The sequence below is a fragment of the Alcaligenes sp. AB3 genome (assembly GCF_031844565.1).
GTDB classification, from domain to species: Bacteria; Pseudomonadota; Gammaproteobacteria; order Burkholderiales; family Burkholderiaceae_B; genus Alcaligenes; species Alcaligenes faecalis.
This window is the reverse complement of sequence record NZ_JAUZVM010000001.1, coordinates 644,711-661,383: the sequence shown is the minus strand read 5'-3', so window position 1 is coordinate 661,383 and position 16,673 is coordinate 644,711. Positions and strand designations below refer to the sequence as shown.

Annotated in this window: 15 protein-coding genes and 1 tRNA gene; 8 read left to right on the top strand and 8 right to left on the bottom strand. The window is 55.6% G+C overall.

Annotated features, from left to right (window positions below):
* Positions 1 to 17: 17 nt before the first annotated feature.
* The 6 genes from Q9R35_RS03090 to nirJ are packed head-to-tail and all read left to right on the top strand — an operon-like array spanning position 18 to position 4,593.
* Positions 18 to 347: a cytochrome c gene (locus Q9R35_RS03090; protein WP_311219324.1), complete on the top strand. Its 330-nt coding sequence runs from the start codon at positions 18 to 20 to the stop codon at positions 345 to 347.
* Positions 344 to 1,504, top strand: coding sequence for a cytochrome D1 domain-containing protein (locus Q9R35_RS03085; protein WP_311219323.1), 1,161 nt, complete (start codon positions 344 to 346; stop codon positions 1,502 to 1,504). The genes Q9R35_RS03090 and Q9R35_RS03085 overlap by 4 nt, the downstream gene beginning before the upstream one ends.
* Positions 1,494 to 2,480, top strand: a complete 987-nt coding sequence (locus tag Q9R35_RS03080; RefSeq protein ID WP_052362878.1) for an Lrp/AsnC family transcriptional regulator — start codon at positions 1,494 to 1,496, stop codon at positions 2,478 to 2,480. Before Q9R35_RS03085 ends, Q9R35_RS03080 begins: the two co-directional genes overlap by 11 nt.
* Positions 2,473 to 2,958 carry an Lrp/AsnC family transcriptional regulator gene (locus Q9R35_RS03075; protein WP_042481381.1) on the top strand — a complete coding sequence of 162 codons (486 nt, stop codon included), beginning with the start codon at positions 2,473 to 2,475 and terminating at the stop codon, positions 2,956 to 2,958. The genes Q9R35_RS03080 and Q9R35_RS03075 overlap by 8 nt, the downstream gene beginning before the upstream one ends.
* 1 nt (position 2,959) lies before the next feature.
* Positions 2,960 to 3,457, top strand: coding sequence for an Lrp/AsnC family transcriptional regulator (locus Q9R35_RS03070; protein ID WP_109088406.1), 498 nt, complete (start codon positions 2,960 to 2,962; stop codon positions 3,455 to 3,457).
* A 2-nt stretch (positions 3,458 to 3,459) separates the two neighbouring features.
* A complete protein-coding gene (nirJ, locus tag Q9R35_RS03065; RefSeq protein ID WP_109088405.1) occupies positions 3,460 to 4,593 on the top strand; it encodes a heme d1 biosynthesis radical SAM protein NirJ in 1,134 nt (377 codons plus the stop codon).
* Between the two features lie 363 nt (positions 4,594 to 4,956).
* Here nirJ and Q9R35_RS03060 read toward each other — a convergent pair whose 3' ends face one another.
* From Q9R35_RS03060 to Q9R35_RS03050, 3 genes are read right to left on the bottom strand one after another with little or no spacing between them, the layout of a single operon-like run.
* Positions 4,957 to 5,937: a bifunctional precorrin-2 dehydrogenase/sirohydrochlorin ferrochelatase gene (locus Q9R35_RS03060; RefSeq protein ID WP_063690569.1), complete on the bottom strand. Its 981-nt coding sequence runs from the start codon at positions 5,935 to 5,937 to the stop codon at positions 4,957 to 4,959.
* Between the two features lie 48 nt (positions 5,938 to 5,985).
* Entirely contained in the window at positions 5,986 to 6,330 is a 345-nt protein-coding gene (locus Q9R35_RS03055) for a cytochrome c (protein ID WP_197313666.1), read from the bottom strand.
* Between the two features lie 13 nt (positions 6,331 to 6,343).
* A complete protein-coding gene (locus tag Q9R35_RS03050) occupies positions 6,344 to 7,903 on the bottom strand; it encodes a nitrite reductase (protein ID WP_223254050.1) in 1,560 nt (519 codons plus the stop codon).
* Between the two features lie 319 nt (positions 7,904 to 8,222).
* On the opposite strand from Q9R35_RS03050, the gene Q9R35_RS03045 reads away from it, so the two are divergent.
* On the top strand, positions 8,223 to 9,695 hold the full coding sequence (locus Q9R35_RS03045; RefSeq protein WP_311219322.1) for a PLP-dependent aminotransferase family protein: 1,473 nt from the start codon (positions 8,223 to 8,225) through the stop codon (positions 9,693 to 9,695).
* Between the two features lie 13 nt (positions 9,696 to 9,708).
* On the opposite strand, the gene Q9R35_RS03040 is transcribed toward Q9R35_RS03045, so the two are convergent.
* The 3 genes from Q9R35_RS03040 to rnr all read right to left on the bottom strand — a co-directional run bounded on the left by Q9R35_RS03040 (position 9,709) and on the right by rnr (position 14,396).
* Positions 9,709 to 10,944, bottom strand: coding sequence for a cystathionine gamma-synthase family protein (locus Q9R35_RS03040; RefSeq protein WP_311219453.1), 1,236 nt, complete (start codon positions 10,942 to 10,944; stop codon positions 9,709 to 9,711).
* Positions 10,945 to 11,102: 158 nt separating this feature from the next.
* On the bottom strand, positions 11,103 to 11,849 hold the full coding sequence (gene rlmB, locus Q9R35_RS03035) for a 23S rRNA (guanosine(2251)-2'-O)-methyltransferase RlmB (RefSeq protein ID WP_042481405.1): 747 nt from the start codon (positions 11,847 to 11,849) through the stop codon (positions 11,103 to 11,105).
* A 69-nt stretch (positions 11,850 to 11,918) separates the two neighbouring features.
* Positions 11,919 to 14,396, bottom strand: a complete 2,478-nt coding sequence (gene rnr / locus Q9R35_RS03030) for a ribonuclease R (protein ID WP_063690576.1) — start codon at positions 14,394 to 14,396, stop codon at positions 11,919 to 11,921.
* A gap of 108 nt (positions 14,397 to 14,504) precedes the next feature.
* Here rnr and Q9R35_RS03025 point away from each other — a divergent pair.
* Positions 14,505 to 14,589: transfer RNA gene (locus tag Q9R35_RS03025), tRNA-Leu, on the top strand.
* A gap of 503 nt (positions 14,590 to 15,092) precedes the next feature.
* Here the strand turns inward: Q9R35_RS03025 and Q9R35_RS03020 are convergent.
* Positions 15,093 to 15,347, bottom strand: a complete 255-nt coding sequence (locus Q9R35_RS03020; protein WP_042481410.1) for a heavy-metal-associated domain-containing protein — start codon at positions 15,345 to 15,347, stop codon at positions 15,093 to 15,095.
* 127 nt (positions 15,348 to 15,474) lie between these two features.
* On the bottom strand, positions 15,475 to 16,506 hold the full coding sequence (locus Q9R35_RS03015; protein ID WP_042481414.1) for a LacI family DNA-binding transcriptional regulator: 1,032 nt from the start codon (positions 16,504 to 16,506) through the stop codon (positions 15,475 to 15,477).
* Positions 16,507 to 16,673: the final 167 nt, after the last annotated feature.

Below are 16,673 nucleotides of genomic sequence, written 5' to 3'. Positions count from 1 at the left end.
GCGGCTGGCAGGCTCTGGTGAAGATATGGCTGGCCGTGCTGCTCTCCCTTCTTTGGCCACAACAAGCCACTGCCGATGAAGCCGTTGTGAGCTTGGAGCGGCAAGCCTCTCTACAAACACTGCTGCATCAAGAGTGTGGTTCGTGCCATGGCCTGCTGCTGAAAGGAGGTCTGGGCCCTGCCTTGACGGCTGATGCCTTGCGGGGTCAAAGCGCAGAGCAAATCGCTCTGACGATCATGCATGGGCGTCCCGGAACCGCTATGCCTGCCTGGAACCGCTTTTTGCAGCGAGCAGAAAGTCTCTGGCTGGCTGATTTTCTTCTCCATGAATCGGATGCAGCACCATGAAAGCACTGATGAGTCTTGGCCTGCTTGTCGCTTTAAGCGGCTGTGCCAGCCCACTACGCGGCACCAATGACCTGGGGCTGGTTGTTGAACGTGCGACGGGCAGTGTGGCCGTTGTTGAAACCAGTCATCGCAGCCGCTTGGCGCGCATTGAAGGTTTGGGCGATCTGTCCCACGCCCATATCACCTACTCACGCGACGGGCGCTATGGCTATGTATTTGGGCGCGATGGTGGACTGAGCAAAGTGGATCTGCTTGAACAGGTTCTAGTCCGTCGCATCATTCAGTCCGGCAATGCCATAGGTGGGGCAATCTCACAGGATGGCAAGCTGATCGTAGTGCAAAACTACGAACCGGGCGGCATCAAGGTTTTTGATGCCGACACCCTGGACTTGATCAGTGAGGTCCCGTCCTACTACGCCCCCGACAAGCGCGCCAAGGTGGTTGGCTTGGCGGATTTACCGAATCAGCAATTCGCCTACTCCTTGTTCGAGGCGGGTGAAATCTGGCTGACCGATTTGTCCGACCCGCTTCACCCCACGACACGACGTTTTGCAGCAGGCCGCCAGCCCTACGATGCCATGGTCACCCCGGATGGGCGCTACTACATTGCCGGCCTGTTTGGGGAGGACGCCTTGGCCATGCTGGATTTATGGAAACCTGAAAATGGAGTCCGGAAAATCCTGCAAGGCTATGGCCGGGGAGAGGCCGCCCTGCCCGTCTACAAAATGCCGCATCTGCGCGGCTGGTCCTTGGCTGGCCAGGACCTGTTTTTACCGGCTATTGGACGCCATGAGGTGCTGGTTGCCAGCACCTTGGACTGGCAAGAAAAAACTCGCATTCCCGTTCATGGCCAACCCGTTTTTGTGATGGCTCAGCCCGATGGCCGTCAGGTCTGGGTGAACTTCGCTTTTCCTGACAACGACAAGGTACAGGTCATTGATGTCGCCACACTGAAAGTGGTTCAGACCCTGGACGCAGGCAAAGCCGTTCTCCACATGGAATTTACCCCTCGGGGCGAGGCCGTCTGGATTTCAGCGCGAGACGACAACAAGGTCAGTGTGTACGACACCCGCAGTTTCAAGCGTCTGGAAAGCCTGGATATTCAGCACCCCAGTGGAGTGTTTTTTACGCATCGGAGTGGTCGCATTGGTTTCTGATCTTTCCCCTTCTGCTTTTCAGCTATTGAATGCCTGGCAACATGGCTTTCCACTAGAGTCCCGGCCGTTCCGCAAGCTGGGACTGCTATTGGGCCTTAGTGAACAAGCCGTGATGGACTACCTTCAACGCTGGCAGGCCCAAGGCATCATCAGTCGCATCGGGCCAGTGCTGAACCCAGCCTGCATGAGCAGCACCTTGGTGGGCATGCATGTTCCGCCCAAGGATCTGGACAAAGTTGCTGACTGGATCAGCGCCTTACCGGCCGTGAATCATAATTACGAACGCGAACATGCGATCAATCTCTGGTTTGTGCTGACCTGTGCGAGTGAACAAGAACGGCAGGCGACTCTGGACCACATCGCTGAACATATCGGCTTGTTGCCCATGTCCTTGCCCATGATCCGGGCTTATCACATTGATCTGGGATTTAGCCTGGCCGCACATCCCAAGATCACCAGCCCCTTGTCACCTGGCAACGGCCTGCCTGCATTGGGCTGTGCTGAACGCAAACTGCTGGAATGCTCTTTGCCGGGTTTGGCAATTCAAGCCGAGCCTTTCAAGCCCTGGGCAGAACATGCTCAGATGAGCGAAAAGCAAGTGCTGCAACACCTGCGCAGCTTTCTGGAGCAAGGTGTTTTCAGACGATTTGGCCTGGTTTTACGTCATCGAAAACTGGGCTATAGCGCCAATGCCATGTGTGTCTGGACGGTAGACAAACACCATATCGATACCGTGGGTGAGGAACTGGCCAAGCAAGACGGCATTACGCTGTGCTATCAACGGCAGCCCTACCCGCCGCATTGGAATCACAATCTGTTTTGCATGATTCACGGCAAAGATCGTCAGCACGTACTGGCCCATCATGCAGAGCTAAATAGCCGTTTTGGCCTGAACCCGTTCCCCCAGGAAGTGCTGTTCTCCACTCGCTGCTTCAAGCAACGCGGCGCACTGCTTAGACCGGCTCATCATGACTGATACTCACACCCCACCATTGCATGCGCCGGCTGAGCTGGATGACATCGACCGCCGCATTCTGAATCGTCTGCAAGATGGTTTCCCCATCTGCTCCCGGCCTTTTGCACAGCTGGCTCCTGATTTTGCCTTGAGCGAGTCCGACTTGATTGCGCGTGTCCAGCATCTGCGCCAATCCGGAATCTTGACCCGCTTTGGCCCCCTCTTTCAGATCGAGGCACTAGGCGGTGCTTACTGTCTGGTCGCCATGGCCGTACCGGAAAAACGCTGGGACAGTACCGTCAAAGCCGTAAACCGCCATCCCGAGGTCGCTCACAACTACCGGCGCGCTCACGCCCTGAATATGTGGTTTGTGCTTGCCACGGCAACGCCACAAGACATCAAATCCTGCCTGGCTGCAATCGAAGCTGAAACCGGCTTGCCCGTCTTTGCTTTTCCCAAAGAACAGGAATACGCCCTTAGCCTGAAACTGGAGCTGTGACATGGTGCAGTTGAACCCTGCCTATACCGCCTTGATTCATGCATCGCAGCAGGGACTGGCGATAGAAGCACAGCCCTACCTGAAACTGGCGCAAGAATTGGGCGTGTCCGAAGCCTATGTCATGAAGCAGTTTCAAACCATGCTGGATCAAGGCTTGATACGGCGAATCGCGGCCATCCCCAATCACTATGCCCTGGGCTACGTAGCCAATGGCATGTGCGTCTGGAACATCACGGACGATAGCCTGGAGGCAGTCGGTACGTGGCTAGGCACACAAACCGGAGTCAGTCATTGCTATCGTCGCCCGCGTCGTTTACCCGAGTGGCCATACAACCTGTTTGCCATGTTGCATGGCAGGGACCATGACACGGTACGTGCCCAGGCACAGAACATCAGCCTGCAAATCTCGCAGCGCTTTCCTGGCGTCCTGCTCGATCACGATATTTTGTTTTCCACGGCCATTCTCAAAAAGACCGGCCTGCGTCTGCGGAGGCCTTGAGCATGTTCCGGATATCTCGTTTTGTCGCTGCCCTGCACTCTTCTGTTCCACCCACCCGAACCAGCAAGGCGCCGGTAGTGATCTGGAATCTGATACGTCGTTGCAATCTGCATTGCAGCCACTGCTACTCGGCCTCTACCAACAAGGACTTCCCTGGCGAGCTGAGCTACAAACAAGCCTGCACAGTCATGGATGATCTGCATCAGTTCGGTGTACGCGCCCTGATTCTGTCGGGCGGCGAACCTTTGCTACGCCCGGATATTTATGACTTGGGCCGACGTGCAAAAGCATTGGGCATGTACGTAGGACTATCATCCAACGGCACCCTGATTACTGAGCAAAACATTGATCAGATTGCCGACTGCGGCTTTGACTATGTAGGCATTTCCCTGGACGGTTTACAGGTCCGGCATGACCGAATTCGTGGTGAAAAAGGAGCTTATGCGGCCTCCTTGCATGGCTTGAGACTATGCCGTGAGAAGCAATTGAAAGTGGGCCTGCGCTTTACCCTGACTCAAGAAAATGCAGTTGACCTCAATGGCCTCCTGGCCGTGATGGACCAGGAGCAAATCGACCGCTTTTATCTCTCTCATTTGAACTATGCAGGTCGAGGCCTGGGCAACCGTTCCCTGGCTAGCCATCATGCCGTCACCCGGAGGGCCATGGAGCAACTTTTTACGACCTGTATGGCGTATCAGAAAGCTGGCAAACCCAAGGAGTTCACCTCGGGCAATAACGATGCTGACGGTGTTTTCTTTCTGCATTGGGTAAGGCGCCACTACCCCGAACAGGCTCCCAAAATTCTGAATATGCTGCGCCAATGGGGAGGCAACTCCTCCGGCCAAGGGATTGCGAACATCGATAACCGGGGCAATGTGCACCCCGACACCATGTGGTGGCACTACAGCTTGGGAAATGTGCTGCAACGGCCTTTCTCAGAGATTTGGTCCAACGATCAAGAACCCTTGCTGGCAGGGCTGCGTCAACGTCCCAGGCCAGTACAGGGACGCTGCGCGGGCTGTGCCTACCTGGATATCTGCAATGGCAATACGCGCACTCGGGCAGAAAAAAGCACGGGCAATGTATGGGCGGAAGATCCGGGCTGCTATCTCAACGATCAGGAAATCACTGCCTGAACGCCCTCAAGGCAATTACCCAGAACCATTTTTACTCAGCCACAGTTCTGGAACCTCTGCCCTTCCCTCTGAAGCCTCAAATAGCACCCAGCACTCCCAATAAAATCAGGTGAGCTGCTGGGGAAAAGAGTGCAAAATCAAAATACAGCAAGTTTCAGGTGCCAGTCTGGACAGGCCTGAATCGATAGGTCAAAAAAAGTGAGGCAAGCGATCTTGCCTCACTCAAACTCAACAACAACAACAACAACAACAACAACAACAACAACAACAACAACAACAACAACAACAACAACAACAACAACAACAACAACACTTCACTTAGTTCTTCATCACACAGTTCACCCATGCAAGCTGATAGCGCACCTAGGCCAACTCACAGCTCAAGCCTTGCTGCTGCAACAGCTCAAGCAAAGGCGGCACATCCCACGACGATTTCCACGCAATCACGATGCGTTCTCCAGGCGCCCAGGAACGGCATAGCGGGGCCCAGAAGTCCCGATTCAACAAGGTGTCTTGCAAGACCACACCCGCCTGATCCAAGGCCATCAAACGGGCATCACGACGGGCCTTTTCCAGAATTGCGGGCAGAGTCAATGGCAGGTACAAGACCCAATCTGCCTGATTCAATTTGCGCAAGGCACGCAGCGTCAGCAAGTCCACTGCATCCAAGTCGGCGATAGGCAAAATGGTGACCTGAATATGCTGCTGAGGAGTTTCCGCCTCCAAGGCAGCATCAAAGGCTGCCAGTGCCTCAGTGGGCTTGCCTTGTGCCAGGAGATCAGGGATCTGGCTATCAAGCACGTAATCAAAGAAATGACGACGAGTATGCACCTCGGGAAAAGCCTGTTTGATATCGGCCCGGCGACGGGCCAGCAAACCGGCCAGGTCCCCTACTGACTCCGGCAATTCGCTTTCTATCCACTCCCGAACGCGCCGCGCCAGCACGGGGGCAGAACCGGCGGAGGAAACCGCAATCATCAAGGGCGAACGGTCAACCATGGCTGGGACTTGTACGGTGGACAATTGCCCGTCATCGACCACATTGCAGGGCAGACGCAAGGCATCCGCTGCCTGAGCCACGATACGGTTTATCTCGCGTCTTCCGGTTGCCGCAATAACCAGCCAGGCCTCGCGGATATGCTCGGCGACAAAGGAAGTAAACAGGCTGCTCAAAGCACCCGCTTGCGCACTGGCCCGCAACCAGGAGGTTTGCTCCGGCGCGACTACAGTGACTCGCGCTCCAGCGCGCAGCAAGAGCCGAACCTTACGCTCCGCGACCGTCCCGCCACCCACGACGACAACCGTCTTGCCGGTCAAATTGAAAAACAAGGGAAACACATTCATTGCACGACATCCTTGAGGCGCCAGCAGAAACTGGCGCCCGGTTCACACTTACTTCAGGCTGGAAAAGTAGGCAGCCAGTTCATTCACCATTTCCGGGCTCAGAGGCTCGGCCATTGGACTCATGATGGGATCGTTACGCTCTCGCGATTTGAACTGCTGTAACTGCTTGACCAGATACTCCACCTTCTGACCCGCCAGATTGGGGTACATGCCTTCCGAGCTGACACCTTCCAGCCCATGGCAGGACGCGCACAAAGGCAGCATGGACGAGGCCTGTGCCGACAATTGCGACTGCCCGTGCGAGCCTTGCAAACCCACTGGTTTGTCTGCTGCCCAAGCTGCACCAGACCCCAAGAGGCCCATCAGAGCCACACCCATAAAAAGCTTTTTCATGACGTTCCTTTGCTTAAAATTTTTGGGTTTCAGGCTGACCGATGGTGAGCCAACGGGTACGGGCACGAGAGAAAATGCCCGATGGGCTTTCCATCTTGTGTTCGGCTACCAGCTCCAGACTGCGGCTGTCGTAAATCTTCAAGCGATCGCCCCAGTAACCCGAACTGACGTAGAGGTAATCGCCCGTGCGGTTGTAGTTGGGGAAGAAAGCATGACCACCCACATCCAAGGTCTTCACCACAGACAAGGTGTTTTTGTCGATCAGCTGAATCCAGGAAGCGCGCTTGTCCTTGTCGATAATGTCCACCGCCACATACGGAGCATTAGGATGTGCGGCGGGCGACTCTGTCGCCCCGGCGACAGGGATTTGCTTCACCACAGAGAAGTCTTTGACATCCCAGGCCGTGACCACAGAACCCAGCTTGCAAGTGCCCATATTGGTGCCGAAGGCCAGCATGCGGCCATTCACCTCAGTGACAGCACCCGAGCCTGCGTGGGGCTGACAACCAGCCGGAATATCACGCACCACCTTGTCGTCTTTCAGGTCGATGGCCACGTATTTGTTGTCATCGTAAGAAGCGACCATGGAATAGCGGCCATCCGGCGTCAGGAAGGTGTCGTGCAACATGCGTCCGACCTTGGCCAGTTTGGTGACCGGCATATCCGGCTTGTCCGGATCAATAATCCAGATCTGCCCGGCTTGGCGCAGTGTCAGCGCAAACTTGTTATTGATGCGACTACCAATGATGGGACCACCGGCGGATTTGATGAAATTGCCATCCGGGTCCTCGCCCTCCAGAGCGATATATTTCACCGGCTCCAGCGTGTCGGCTTTCAGGATGACCATGCTGTTGGGCACGAAGGAACTCAGCGCCAGCCACTTGCCATCTTTGGACAAGGCAATACCCGTACCGGTCAGCCCCACTTTGGCCTGACGCACAATCTGCAAGGTATACAGGTCGATTTTGTAGACGTGGCCATCATCACTTTTCAGGTAACCCCAGCGTTCGTGGCTGGGACTGAACTCCATGATGTGAGGCGCGCCAACCGTGGCAATTTCACCCACCTTCTGGTTGTTCTTGCCATTGATGAAAACGGCACGAGCCTGATTGGAACCATCTCCCCGGCCGTAGCGTCCGCGGGCCATGATGACCATCAGGTCATAGACAGAGTCAATCTCGTAATTGGGCTTGCCAGGCAAGGTGGATTCGTCCACCAACACTTTCACGCTGGCACGAATCTGGTCCATGTCCCAGCTACGCTCCACCACGGGCTCGTTCTTGATCATCTTGGCCAGTGCGCGAATGTCCTCATCGGGCAGACGTCCTACAAAGGGCGGCATCAAGGTATCCGGGATTCCGGTCATGATGGTGCCGCGCAAGGCAATCTCGCTTTGAACCAGGCGATCACTGTGTAAACCCGGTGCGATATACCCTCCCCGGTCGGCTGCGTGACACACCGCACAGTTTTGCTGAAACAAGTTATCTACCCGCACTTGCTCTTCCGTCGGGGCCGCCAAAGCCGCGCTGACGGTGGTAGACAGGAAGGCCAGGGTCATCATTTTTCTATACATTCCATTACCTCCAACAATTGCCTTGCTAAACGGCAAGACCAAGCAAACTATAACGATTGTTATTTTTTACTGAGAAGGTATGGATACAGATTAGATAATGGGGATGGTTTTTTTATATCGTAATTACGAGAAATTAAATACTCTTACCTAGATAAAAACATCCATGACAAGGCGCCAGTTGGCAGATCAATAAGCGGGACAAATTTATCACGAACGAATAATCATTTTGACCTAACTCAAGTTAAAACTAGAGGCTGCTGCCTATAGTGGCCCGGCTTGGCTCGCCCTTGATGGTTTTGATTATTTTTCCGGTCCCGCCATGTTTTCTTTACCGATTACGCTTTCTCATACTCATAGCCCACCGTATAAACGCCAAATTGCACGTCAAATCGAAACCCTGATCTGTTCAGGGCGTTTGCAAGAAGGTAATCGCTTGCCTTCGATCAACCGAATGGCGTCTCTATTGCAGGTTTCTAAAAATACGATCATGGGTGCCTATGATTTGCTGATCGATTCCAATCTGATTCATAGCGAACCGAGCCGGGGATTTTTTGTGGCTACGCCCACCCACAATGGACGCAGCCGACTGGCACCGGACTTTGTACTGGAAACCGCCCACTGTGCACGCAACCCGCGTACCAACACGGCACTGGCCAGCGGTGTGCATGTGCCCGCTGCCAGCGTGCCAGTTCGTTTTGATTTCAAGATTGGACGCCCCTCGGTTCATGCTTTTCCGCTGCGCCAGTTCATTTCTCTGTCCAATCAGCTGCTCCGATACGCAGGCTCCGCGATGGCGGACTATCCACCACCTGAGGGCCTATGGGGATTACGGCTGCAGATTGCAGATTATTTGGCAGCCAGCAAGGGCATATTGGCTGACCCGGACCACATCATCATTACGGCAGGGACGCAGGAGTCCTTGAGCCTGATCGCGGCTCACTTTCTGGATGAAAACAGCTGTGCGGTGCATGAATCGCCTGGCTATACGGGCTTTAGCAATTTGCTGGCGCGGCACCGTGCAAAAGGCATTCCTGTGCCGGTAGACCAATACGGCCTGCGTACGGATCAATTACCGGACAAGGCAGTCCAGCTGGCCTTTGTCACGCCCTCCCATCAATACCCCTTGGGGCACACTCTGACAGTGAATCGCAGGCAGGAGCTACTGGCGTGGGCCAGCTCCAGTGGCGCTTTGATTATTGAGGACGACTACGATGGAGACTTCTGCTATGGTCCGGCCTTGCCCGCAGCACTCAAGGCCATGAGCCCCGGCCAGGTCATTTACCTGGGTTCGTTCTCCAAAACCCTGGGACCTGGTTTGCGTTTGGGCTACATGGTCTGCCCACCCCATCTGAGTCAGGACTTTATCGCCCGCAAGGCCTTGCTGAACAATGGTTCGCCCTGGTTAACGCAAGCTGTTCTGGCTCGTTTTTTTGATGAGTATGACTATCCACGTCACCTGCAATACTTGCGCCGCCGTTATCTGGAGCAACGCAATACGCTGCTGCAAGGACTGAAAAAAGTGTGGGGAAATACGGGAGTGGTCAGCGGGCACAATGCCGGCATGCATCTGGCTTTTCGCCTGCCGCCACACAGTCCAGACGCCCATCACGTTGCAGCGGCGGCACTTCGCTATGGCATACGGCTATACCCTCTGGCACAGGCCGCCAGCCAGGAAGTGGACAGCTCAAACCCGCGCCATCTGCTATTTGGCTATGCAAATCTGGAATCCAGGGAGTTGCAACAAGCGATGCAGCATCTAGCCCTGATACAGCCCAGGCTGAACCATGGCTAGATGCGCGAAGAACTCAAGACAGGGCCAGGGCCTGATCAAAGTCCGAGGTCAGATCGATAATCTCTTCGATACCCACGGAGATACGCAGCTGATTGTCGGCAATGCCCATGAGAGCGCGCTGCTCGGCACCCATTTCGTAGTAAATGGTGTGGGCAACGGGCAGCACCAGACTGCGGTTGTCGCCCAAATGCGTGGCCAATACAAAGACTTTCAGGCTATTCAGGAAATCGAAGATTTCGATGCCCTCTTCCAGCACCACGCTCATCAGGCCACCGAAGCGATTGCCGAACAACTGAGCCGTGCGCTCATGCTGCGGGTGATCCTCCAGGCCCGGATACTGCACGTGCTTGACCTTGGGATGGGCCTTCAAATGGCGCGCCAACGCCAGTGCGTTGGAACAGATGCGCTCCATACGCAAAGGCAAGGTTTCCGAGCCTACGGCCAAACGGTGAGCCACATCGGACGACAAGGTGCCGCCCATATCGCGCAAGCCCTTTTTTCGGATCTGCACCAGGCCCCAGTTCTGCGTATTGCCGTTGCGGTATACCTCGGCAATATTGGGGTACGTAGTCCAGTCAAACAGGCCGGTATCCGTCACCATGCCACCCAGGGCATTGCCGTGACCGCCGATATGCTTGGACAAGGAGTTCACAACCAAAGAGGCTTTGAACTCACGACCGGGCGACAGGTAAGGCGAGGACAGGGTGGCATCGACCACATACAACAAGCCCTCGTCCTGACACCATTGCCCCACCCCTTTCAGATCGGCTACCTGTGTACCCGGATTGGCAATGGTTTCAACAAAGACCATACGGGTATTGGGCTGGCGTGCCGCTTGTACCTGGGCCAGATCGGTTGCATCCACCAGCGTGGTCTGCACACCCAAATCGCGCAAGGTACCCAAGAGGCTGTTGGTATTGCCGAACAGGTATTTGCTGGCAATCAAGTGATCGCCCTGACGCAACAAGGTAAACAAGGTGGCACTCAAGGCAGCCATGCCGGTTGCAAAGCTGACGCTGCCTACCCCTTTTTCCATGCGTGTAATCTTGGCTTCCAGCGCCGCCGTGGTAGGCGTGCCCTGGCGGGAATAAGTAAAGCCGGACTTGCCCTGAAAGACCGCAGCCAGCTCACGCGCATCCTGAAAACCGAACTCGGTCGACGTGTGCAATGGCTGATGAATAGCGCCATGCTGCGTGCCCAAGCGACGGTCAGAGTGCAAGGTGGAGGTAATAAAGCCGTTTTCTTCCATGATCGTTTCCAAGCCCATAATGCGTGTACACACCGTCAGCGCCGATTGAGTTTTGCCCGGCTGACGGCCAATTACCTATTATCTGGTGAAGCAGCGGATGAAACCCGCCGTTTTTTATACAAATAAGTAATTAAGCAAGTAACAAGACTTAAAAGGAATTAAGCCTGACTGCGTTGACGCAAGGTTTCGTACAGGCAAACCGCGCTGGCCACACTGACGTTCAGGCTTTCTACTGCGCCCATCATGGGGATGGACACCAGCTCGTCGCAGGTTTCACGGGTCAGACGGCGCATGCCCTCGCCCTCGGCCCCCATTACCCAAGCCATGGGGCGGCGGGCATCTACCTGGTGGAAGGTATGGGTGGCCTGATCGCTCGTGCCGACCAGCCAGACATCGCGCTCGCGCAGCATGCGCATGGTACGGGCCAAGTTCGTCACCGTAATGTAAGGCGTCGATTCCGCCCCACCACAAGCCACACGCGATACGGTGGCATTCAGACCCACCGCACGATCACGAGGCGCAATCACGGCATGGGCCCCCGCCGCATTGGCACTACGCAAGCAGGCGCCCAGATTGTGGGGATCTGTCACCCCGTCCAGAATCAACAGGAAAGGAACCTGACCGGCCTCTTCCAGATCATCCAGCAATTCGTTGACATCGACAGCCAGCTCTTGCTCCAGAGCCAAAGCCACCACGCCCTGGTGGCGAGTACCCTTGGCCAGGCCATCCAGACGTTCGACCGGCACGGCCATGACTTTCAAGCCAGCCTGTTCTACCTGTTCGATAAAGGCCAGCATCCGTTTATCGCGCCGGGTCTGATCCACATAGACCTCGCGCACCGAAGCGGCGCTAAAACGAACTCGGGCAATAACGGCATGGAAACCGGCCAAAACCTGCTGAGGCATAACAATCCTTGGGGGAAATAAGAGCAAATAAAGAAAGCCGGGCAAAAAGCCCGGCTTGGCATTGTACGCCTATCGGCGCCGTCCTCTAGGGCTGCGCGTGGATTTTGCGGACTTGGCCGCCTTCTCCGTACTGCGTTTTTCGTCCCGCTCGGCCTGCTTTTGCGAAGCACGTCGTTGGGAGGCCGTGGTGCCCTTCAAGGCCAGCGGCTTGGTAGACGCTGCTTTCTTGATAGGACGCTCGGATGGCTCAGCCCCTTCTGCCGCTGCCTTCACCGCCTTGTAGCCCACACCCTTGACCAGGCGGAACTCGATACGGCGCGCTTCCAGATCAACGCGAGCGACTTGCACTTGCACCGCATCAGTCAGGCGATAACGCAGACCGGTGCGCTCACCACGCAGCTCGTTCGAGGTTTCGTTGTACTGGAAGTAGTCCGCACCCAGCTCGGAAACATGGACCAGACCTTCCACATACAAGGTATCCAGCGTCACGAACAGACCGAAGCTGGTCACGCCGCTAATCTTGCCAGAGTACTCCTCGCCCACGTGCTCTTTAACAAACCAGCACTTGAGCCAGGCTTCCACGTCTTTGGAGGCCTCGTCAGCACGACGCTCGCGCGCCGACAACAAGGCACCCAGTTTCTCCCAGCGAGCAAAGTCGCGCTTGCTGGCTGGCAAGGCGGCATCGCCCGGATCTTCGTCGATAGCCGGAACGTAGCGCTCGCCCTTCAATATCCCCTTGATGACGCGGTGCACCAGCAAGTCCGGGTAACGGCGTATCGGCGAGGTGAAGTGAGCGTATTGCGAATAGGCCAGACCAAAGTGGCCCGTTTTTTCCGGGCTGTAAATGGCCTGCTGCATGGAACGCAAACACATGGTCTGAATGACGGCGAAGTCGGAACGACCACGGGCCGCGGCCACGACTTTGGCGTAATCGGCAGAAGTAGGCTCATCGCCCCCTTCCAGGGTCAGCCCCAAGCTACGCAAGTACTCGCGCAAGGCTTCCAGCTTGGGCGGCGTGGGGCCTTCGTGCACACGGTACAGACCGTTGCGACGGCTCCGAGCGATAAAGTCGGCAGCACATGTATTGGCTGCCAGCATGCACTCTTCAATCAGCTTGTGCGCGTCGTTACGGACCAAGGGCTCAATGCGTTCGATGCGACCCAAGGGGTTGCACACAATCTTGGTTTCAACCGTATCGAAATCAATTGCGCCACGTGCAGTACGGCGCTCGGCCAGCAGGCGGTACAAGGAGTACAGGTTCTGCACAGGCTCGAGCACGTGCTGAATCTGGGTGGCAGCAGGGCCAGTAGGCTGCTGCAAGGCGCTCCAGATATCGGAATACGTGGTGCGCGCATGTGAGTGGATGACCGCTTCGTAAAACTGATAGGCCGATACGGTGCCGGATTTGGCACCATCGGCCAAGACGACCATATCGCACACCATGACCAGACGGTCTACCGACGGGTTCAGAGAACAGATCCCGTTAGACAGGCTTTCTGGCAGCATGGGGATCACGCGGCGCGGGAAATACACGCTGGTGCCACGCTCCAGCGCGTCCTCGTCCAGGGCATCGCCCGAGCGCACGTAATGGCTGACATCGGCAATCGCAACCAGCAAGCGCCATGCCCAGCGCGAGCGTTTGCCCGTGCCGATGTCCACGCGTTCGCAATACACCGCATCGTCAAAATCTCGTGCGTCTTCACCGTCAATGGTGATGAAAGGCACATCGCGCAAATCAACGCGGCCTTTGTATTCCGAGGGTTTGACCTTGGCAGGAATGCGAGCGGCCTGCTTGAGCGCCTTCTCGGAGAAATCGACCGGCACTTCAAACTTGCGCACGGCAATTTCGATTTCCATGCCGGGGTCGTCAATTTCCCCCAGCACCTCAATCACACGCCCCAAAGGCTGGCGATGACGCTCGGGCTGCTGAGTGATCTCTACCGTCACGACCTGGCCGGGCTCGGCCTCGCCCTGGTCCCCGTTCGGGATCAGGATGTCGTGCTTGATACGTTGATCTTCGGGCACCACGATAAACGTGCCACGCTCACGCAGGAAACGGCCCACCAGCTTGCTGGTATGACGCGCGGTAACTTCTACGATCGAAGCATCTGGCTTGCCGCGGTATTCACCGACGATGCGAACCATAACGTGGTCGCCGTGCAACACTTTGGCCATTTCCCGTGGCGACAGGAACAGATCAGGCTGCCCGTCGTCGCGCTGCAGGAAACCAAAGCCGTCGCGATGGCCCAACACTTTGCCCGCGATAAACCCAGTTTGGCTGTTTTTGCGAATTTTGCCTTCGGGGGAAATCAGCAGCTGGCCATCGCGCTCCATTGCGCGCACACGCCGCTCGAAACCCACCGTAATTTCTTTGCCCAGGCCCAGCTTTTTCGCCAGAGCCTGCATGGTCAGGCCGTCTGCATCTTCGCGCAGCCCCGCCAGGATCACTTCCCGCGTCGGGGTATCCGGGTCGAAGTCAGGCGGCAACTCATAACGGCCCGTTGATTGAATACGGTCCTCAGTACTGTCTTGACGTTTTTTATTCAAAAGGACACTTCCATTATTAATAAAGTATGCCTATAATCCTTTTTCTTTGCTGCTCACGCAGTAAAGATGTTGGAAGCTTTTGGCACAGCCATAAGCATACAACGATATGCCCAGGTGGCGGAATTGGTAGACGCGCATGGTTCAGGTCCATGTGCCTTCGGGTGTGGAGGTTCGAGTCCTCTTCTGGGCACCAAATTCCCAAAAAGCCGATCATCGCAAGATGGTCGGCTTTTTGCATTCCAGCACGGAAAGTCAGGTGCTTGAGCACCTGACGTGGGGACGAGAAAGGTCGGGCATGCAAGCCCGACCGGGGTCGCGCCTGTGTGACCGAGTCCTCTTCTGGGCACCAAAATTCCGAAAGGCCGATCATTTCTCAATGATCGGCCTTTTTTATTTTGTGGCTCCACACATTTATTATCCTTCAGCAGCAATGCGATTAAATCTGACTGTGACAGAAAACGAGCAGCACTACGACTCTCTTCTTTTTTGAACACAGCTATTTCCACATAAAGACTCATCACCGCATGATCGGCTGCTTTCTTTACAGGCTTGTGAATGCGCCTTGGAACTGGCGCCAGTGGAGCCAAGGCGACACGCTCAACGCACCACGCTCAAACCTGGCCCCCTGCTTTGCGCAGCCATAAAAAAACCGACTGTGTTTCGACAATCGGTTTTCAGCTTCAGGATGTAGTGGATTTAACCGCCGCAACCACCGCAACATGCACCGTCTTCACCATGCGCAGGTTTGGCAATCTGATAGCCAGCCCGCTCAACGGCAGCATGCAGATCTTCCAGTGAGACCTGGGTTTCATCAAAGCGAACCGACGCTTTTGCGTTTTCGAACGAGGCATCTGCCGCTTGCACGCCGTCGATAGCCGCCAAGGCAATGGCCACTTTATCGGCACATTCAGGGTGTCGCAGACCCGCCAGTTTCAGCATTCCAACTTGCATTTTTTATCCCTTTAACATGAGGTGAGGCAGTTGATGAAATCGCCACCGCCCATAAAGATATATATTAAATACATCTTATAAATACAGCAAGGAGTACAGCGAGGTCCAGCCCGCACGGCAAACAAGCTCAGGGAAGATTTTCTCGAAACACCACGATGCTATTCATGGGCTTGAGCTTCGGTGTTGCCTCGCCTGACTGCCGGGAGGCGGTCAACACACGCACACAATTCAAAATGGACTGCTGCGGGTCCTGCATGATGATGGCATCCAGGGTGCCCTCAATCAGCAAGGCACGCACATCTGACGTCAGCCCATGGCCGACAAAAACAATTTTCTTGTCGCGCCGCACCTCTTTAAGCGCTCTTGCCACACCTTCTGGTGCACCGCCAATGTTGTAGATACCAATCAGGTCGGGATGTTGCTCCAGCAACAGTCGGGCCTGACGATAATTGCTCTCCGGATCGTCGTGCCCTTCTCGCACCCCCATCACCCGGTCTGCCCAGTTTTTCTCCTGCATCAATTGCAGGAAACCGGACTCTCTATCGCAATGCGCCCGATAGCAGAGACTGCCGGCAATCAAACCAAACGTTCCGGTTTGCCCTGCACTCAAGCGGCTTAGCAAATACGCGGCCAGGCGACCGGTTGCCACATTATCCAGCCCCACATAAGCGCAGCGTGCCGAGGCCGACAAGTCCGAGATCAAGGTCACGACCGGAATTCCGTCGCTTGCCAAAGTGTTCACCGCCTCGCGAACCAAGGGATGCTCCAAAGCCATGAACACCACCCCATCGGTACGCCCCCGTAAACCCAGCAAAGCCTGCGCCAAAGACTCATGGTCAAAGCCACTAAAAACCTCGGTACGGCAATCTACATTGAAGGGCTGCAACTGGGCGTGCGAATAGTCGATTGCGTCGCCAAACATATGGATCACCCGATTGCTGCCAGCAGGCAGCAAAAAAGTGATGCGCATGGGCTTGATGTCTCGATCCACGTTCAGCTGCGTATCGCTGATGTAGTTCAGTCGTCGCGCGGCTTTGAGCACGTGCTGTACCGTACCGGGACGCACACCGGGACGCTGGTTCAGCACCCGATCCACAGTCGCAGTAGAAACACCCGCCAAGCGGGCAATATCGCTGATTTTAGGGATTTTATTAGTCAATCAAAAACCATCATTGGATTGGCTGGACAGGCTTTAAGTGGCTTCTATACCATACAAAAAGGCTAGCGCAACAGCACAGCAAAAAACATCATAAAAACATGTAAACCATAGGGAGACAAGGCCAGCAGCATTCCGGAATCAGCACGCTCTGATTCTGTCTGATGCCG

What these genes read in the sequence shown, in the direction of transcription:
- Q9R35_RS03055 (WP_197313666.1), bottom strand. Translation starts at nt 6,330, where the DNA reads ATGAAAAAGCTTTTTATGGGTGTGGCTCTGATGGGCCTCTTGGGGTCT.
- Q9R35_RS03085 (WP_311219323.1), top strand. Translation starts at nt 344, where the DNA reads ATGAAAGCACTGATGAGTCTTGGCCTGCTTGTCGCTTTAAGCGGCTGT.
- Q9R35_RS03050 (WP_223254050.1), bottom strand. Translation starts at nt 7,903, where the DNA reads ATGTATAGAAAAATGATGACCCTGGCCTTCCTGTCTACCACCGTCAGC.
- Q9R35_RS03020 (WP_042481410.1), bottom strand. Translation starts at nt 15,347, where the DNA reads ATGCAAGTTGGAATGCTGAAACTGGCGGGTCTGCGACACCCTGAATGT.
- Q9R35_RS03040 (WP_311219453.1), bottom strand. Translation starts at nt 10,944, where the DNA reads ATGGAAGAAAACGGCTTTATTACCTCCACCTTGCACTCTGACCGTCGC.
- nirJ (WP_109088405.1), top strand. Translation starts at nt 3,460, where the DNA reads ATGTTCCGGATATCTCGTTTTGTCGCTGCCCTGCACTCTTCTGTTCCA.
- Q9R35_RS03060 (WP_063690569.1), bottom strand. Translation starts at nt 5,937, where the DNA reads ATGAATGTGTTTCCCTTGTTTTTCAATTTGACCGGCAAGACGGTTGTC.
- Q9R35_RS03075 (WP_042481381.1), top strand. Translation starts at nt 2,473, where the DNA reads ATGACTGATACTCACACCCCACCATTGCATGCGCCGGCTGAGCTGGAT.
- rlmB (WP_042481405.1), bottom strand. Translation starts at nt 11,849, where the DNA reads ATGCCTCAGCAGGTTTTGGCCGGTTTCCATGCCGTTATTGCCCGAGTT.
- Q9R35_RS03045 (WP_311219322.1), top strand. Translation starts at nt 8,223, where the DNA reads ATGTTTTCTTTACCGATTACGCTTTCTCATACTCATAGCCCACCGTAT.
- Q9R35_RS03070 (WP_109088406.1), top strand. Translation starts at nt 2,960, where the DNA reads ATGGTGCAGTTGAACCCTGCCTATACCGCCTTGATTCATGCATCGCAG.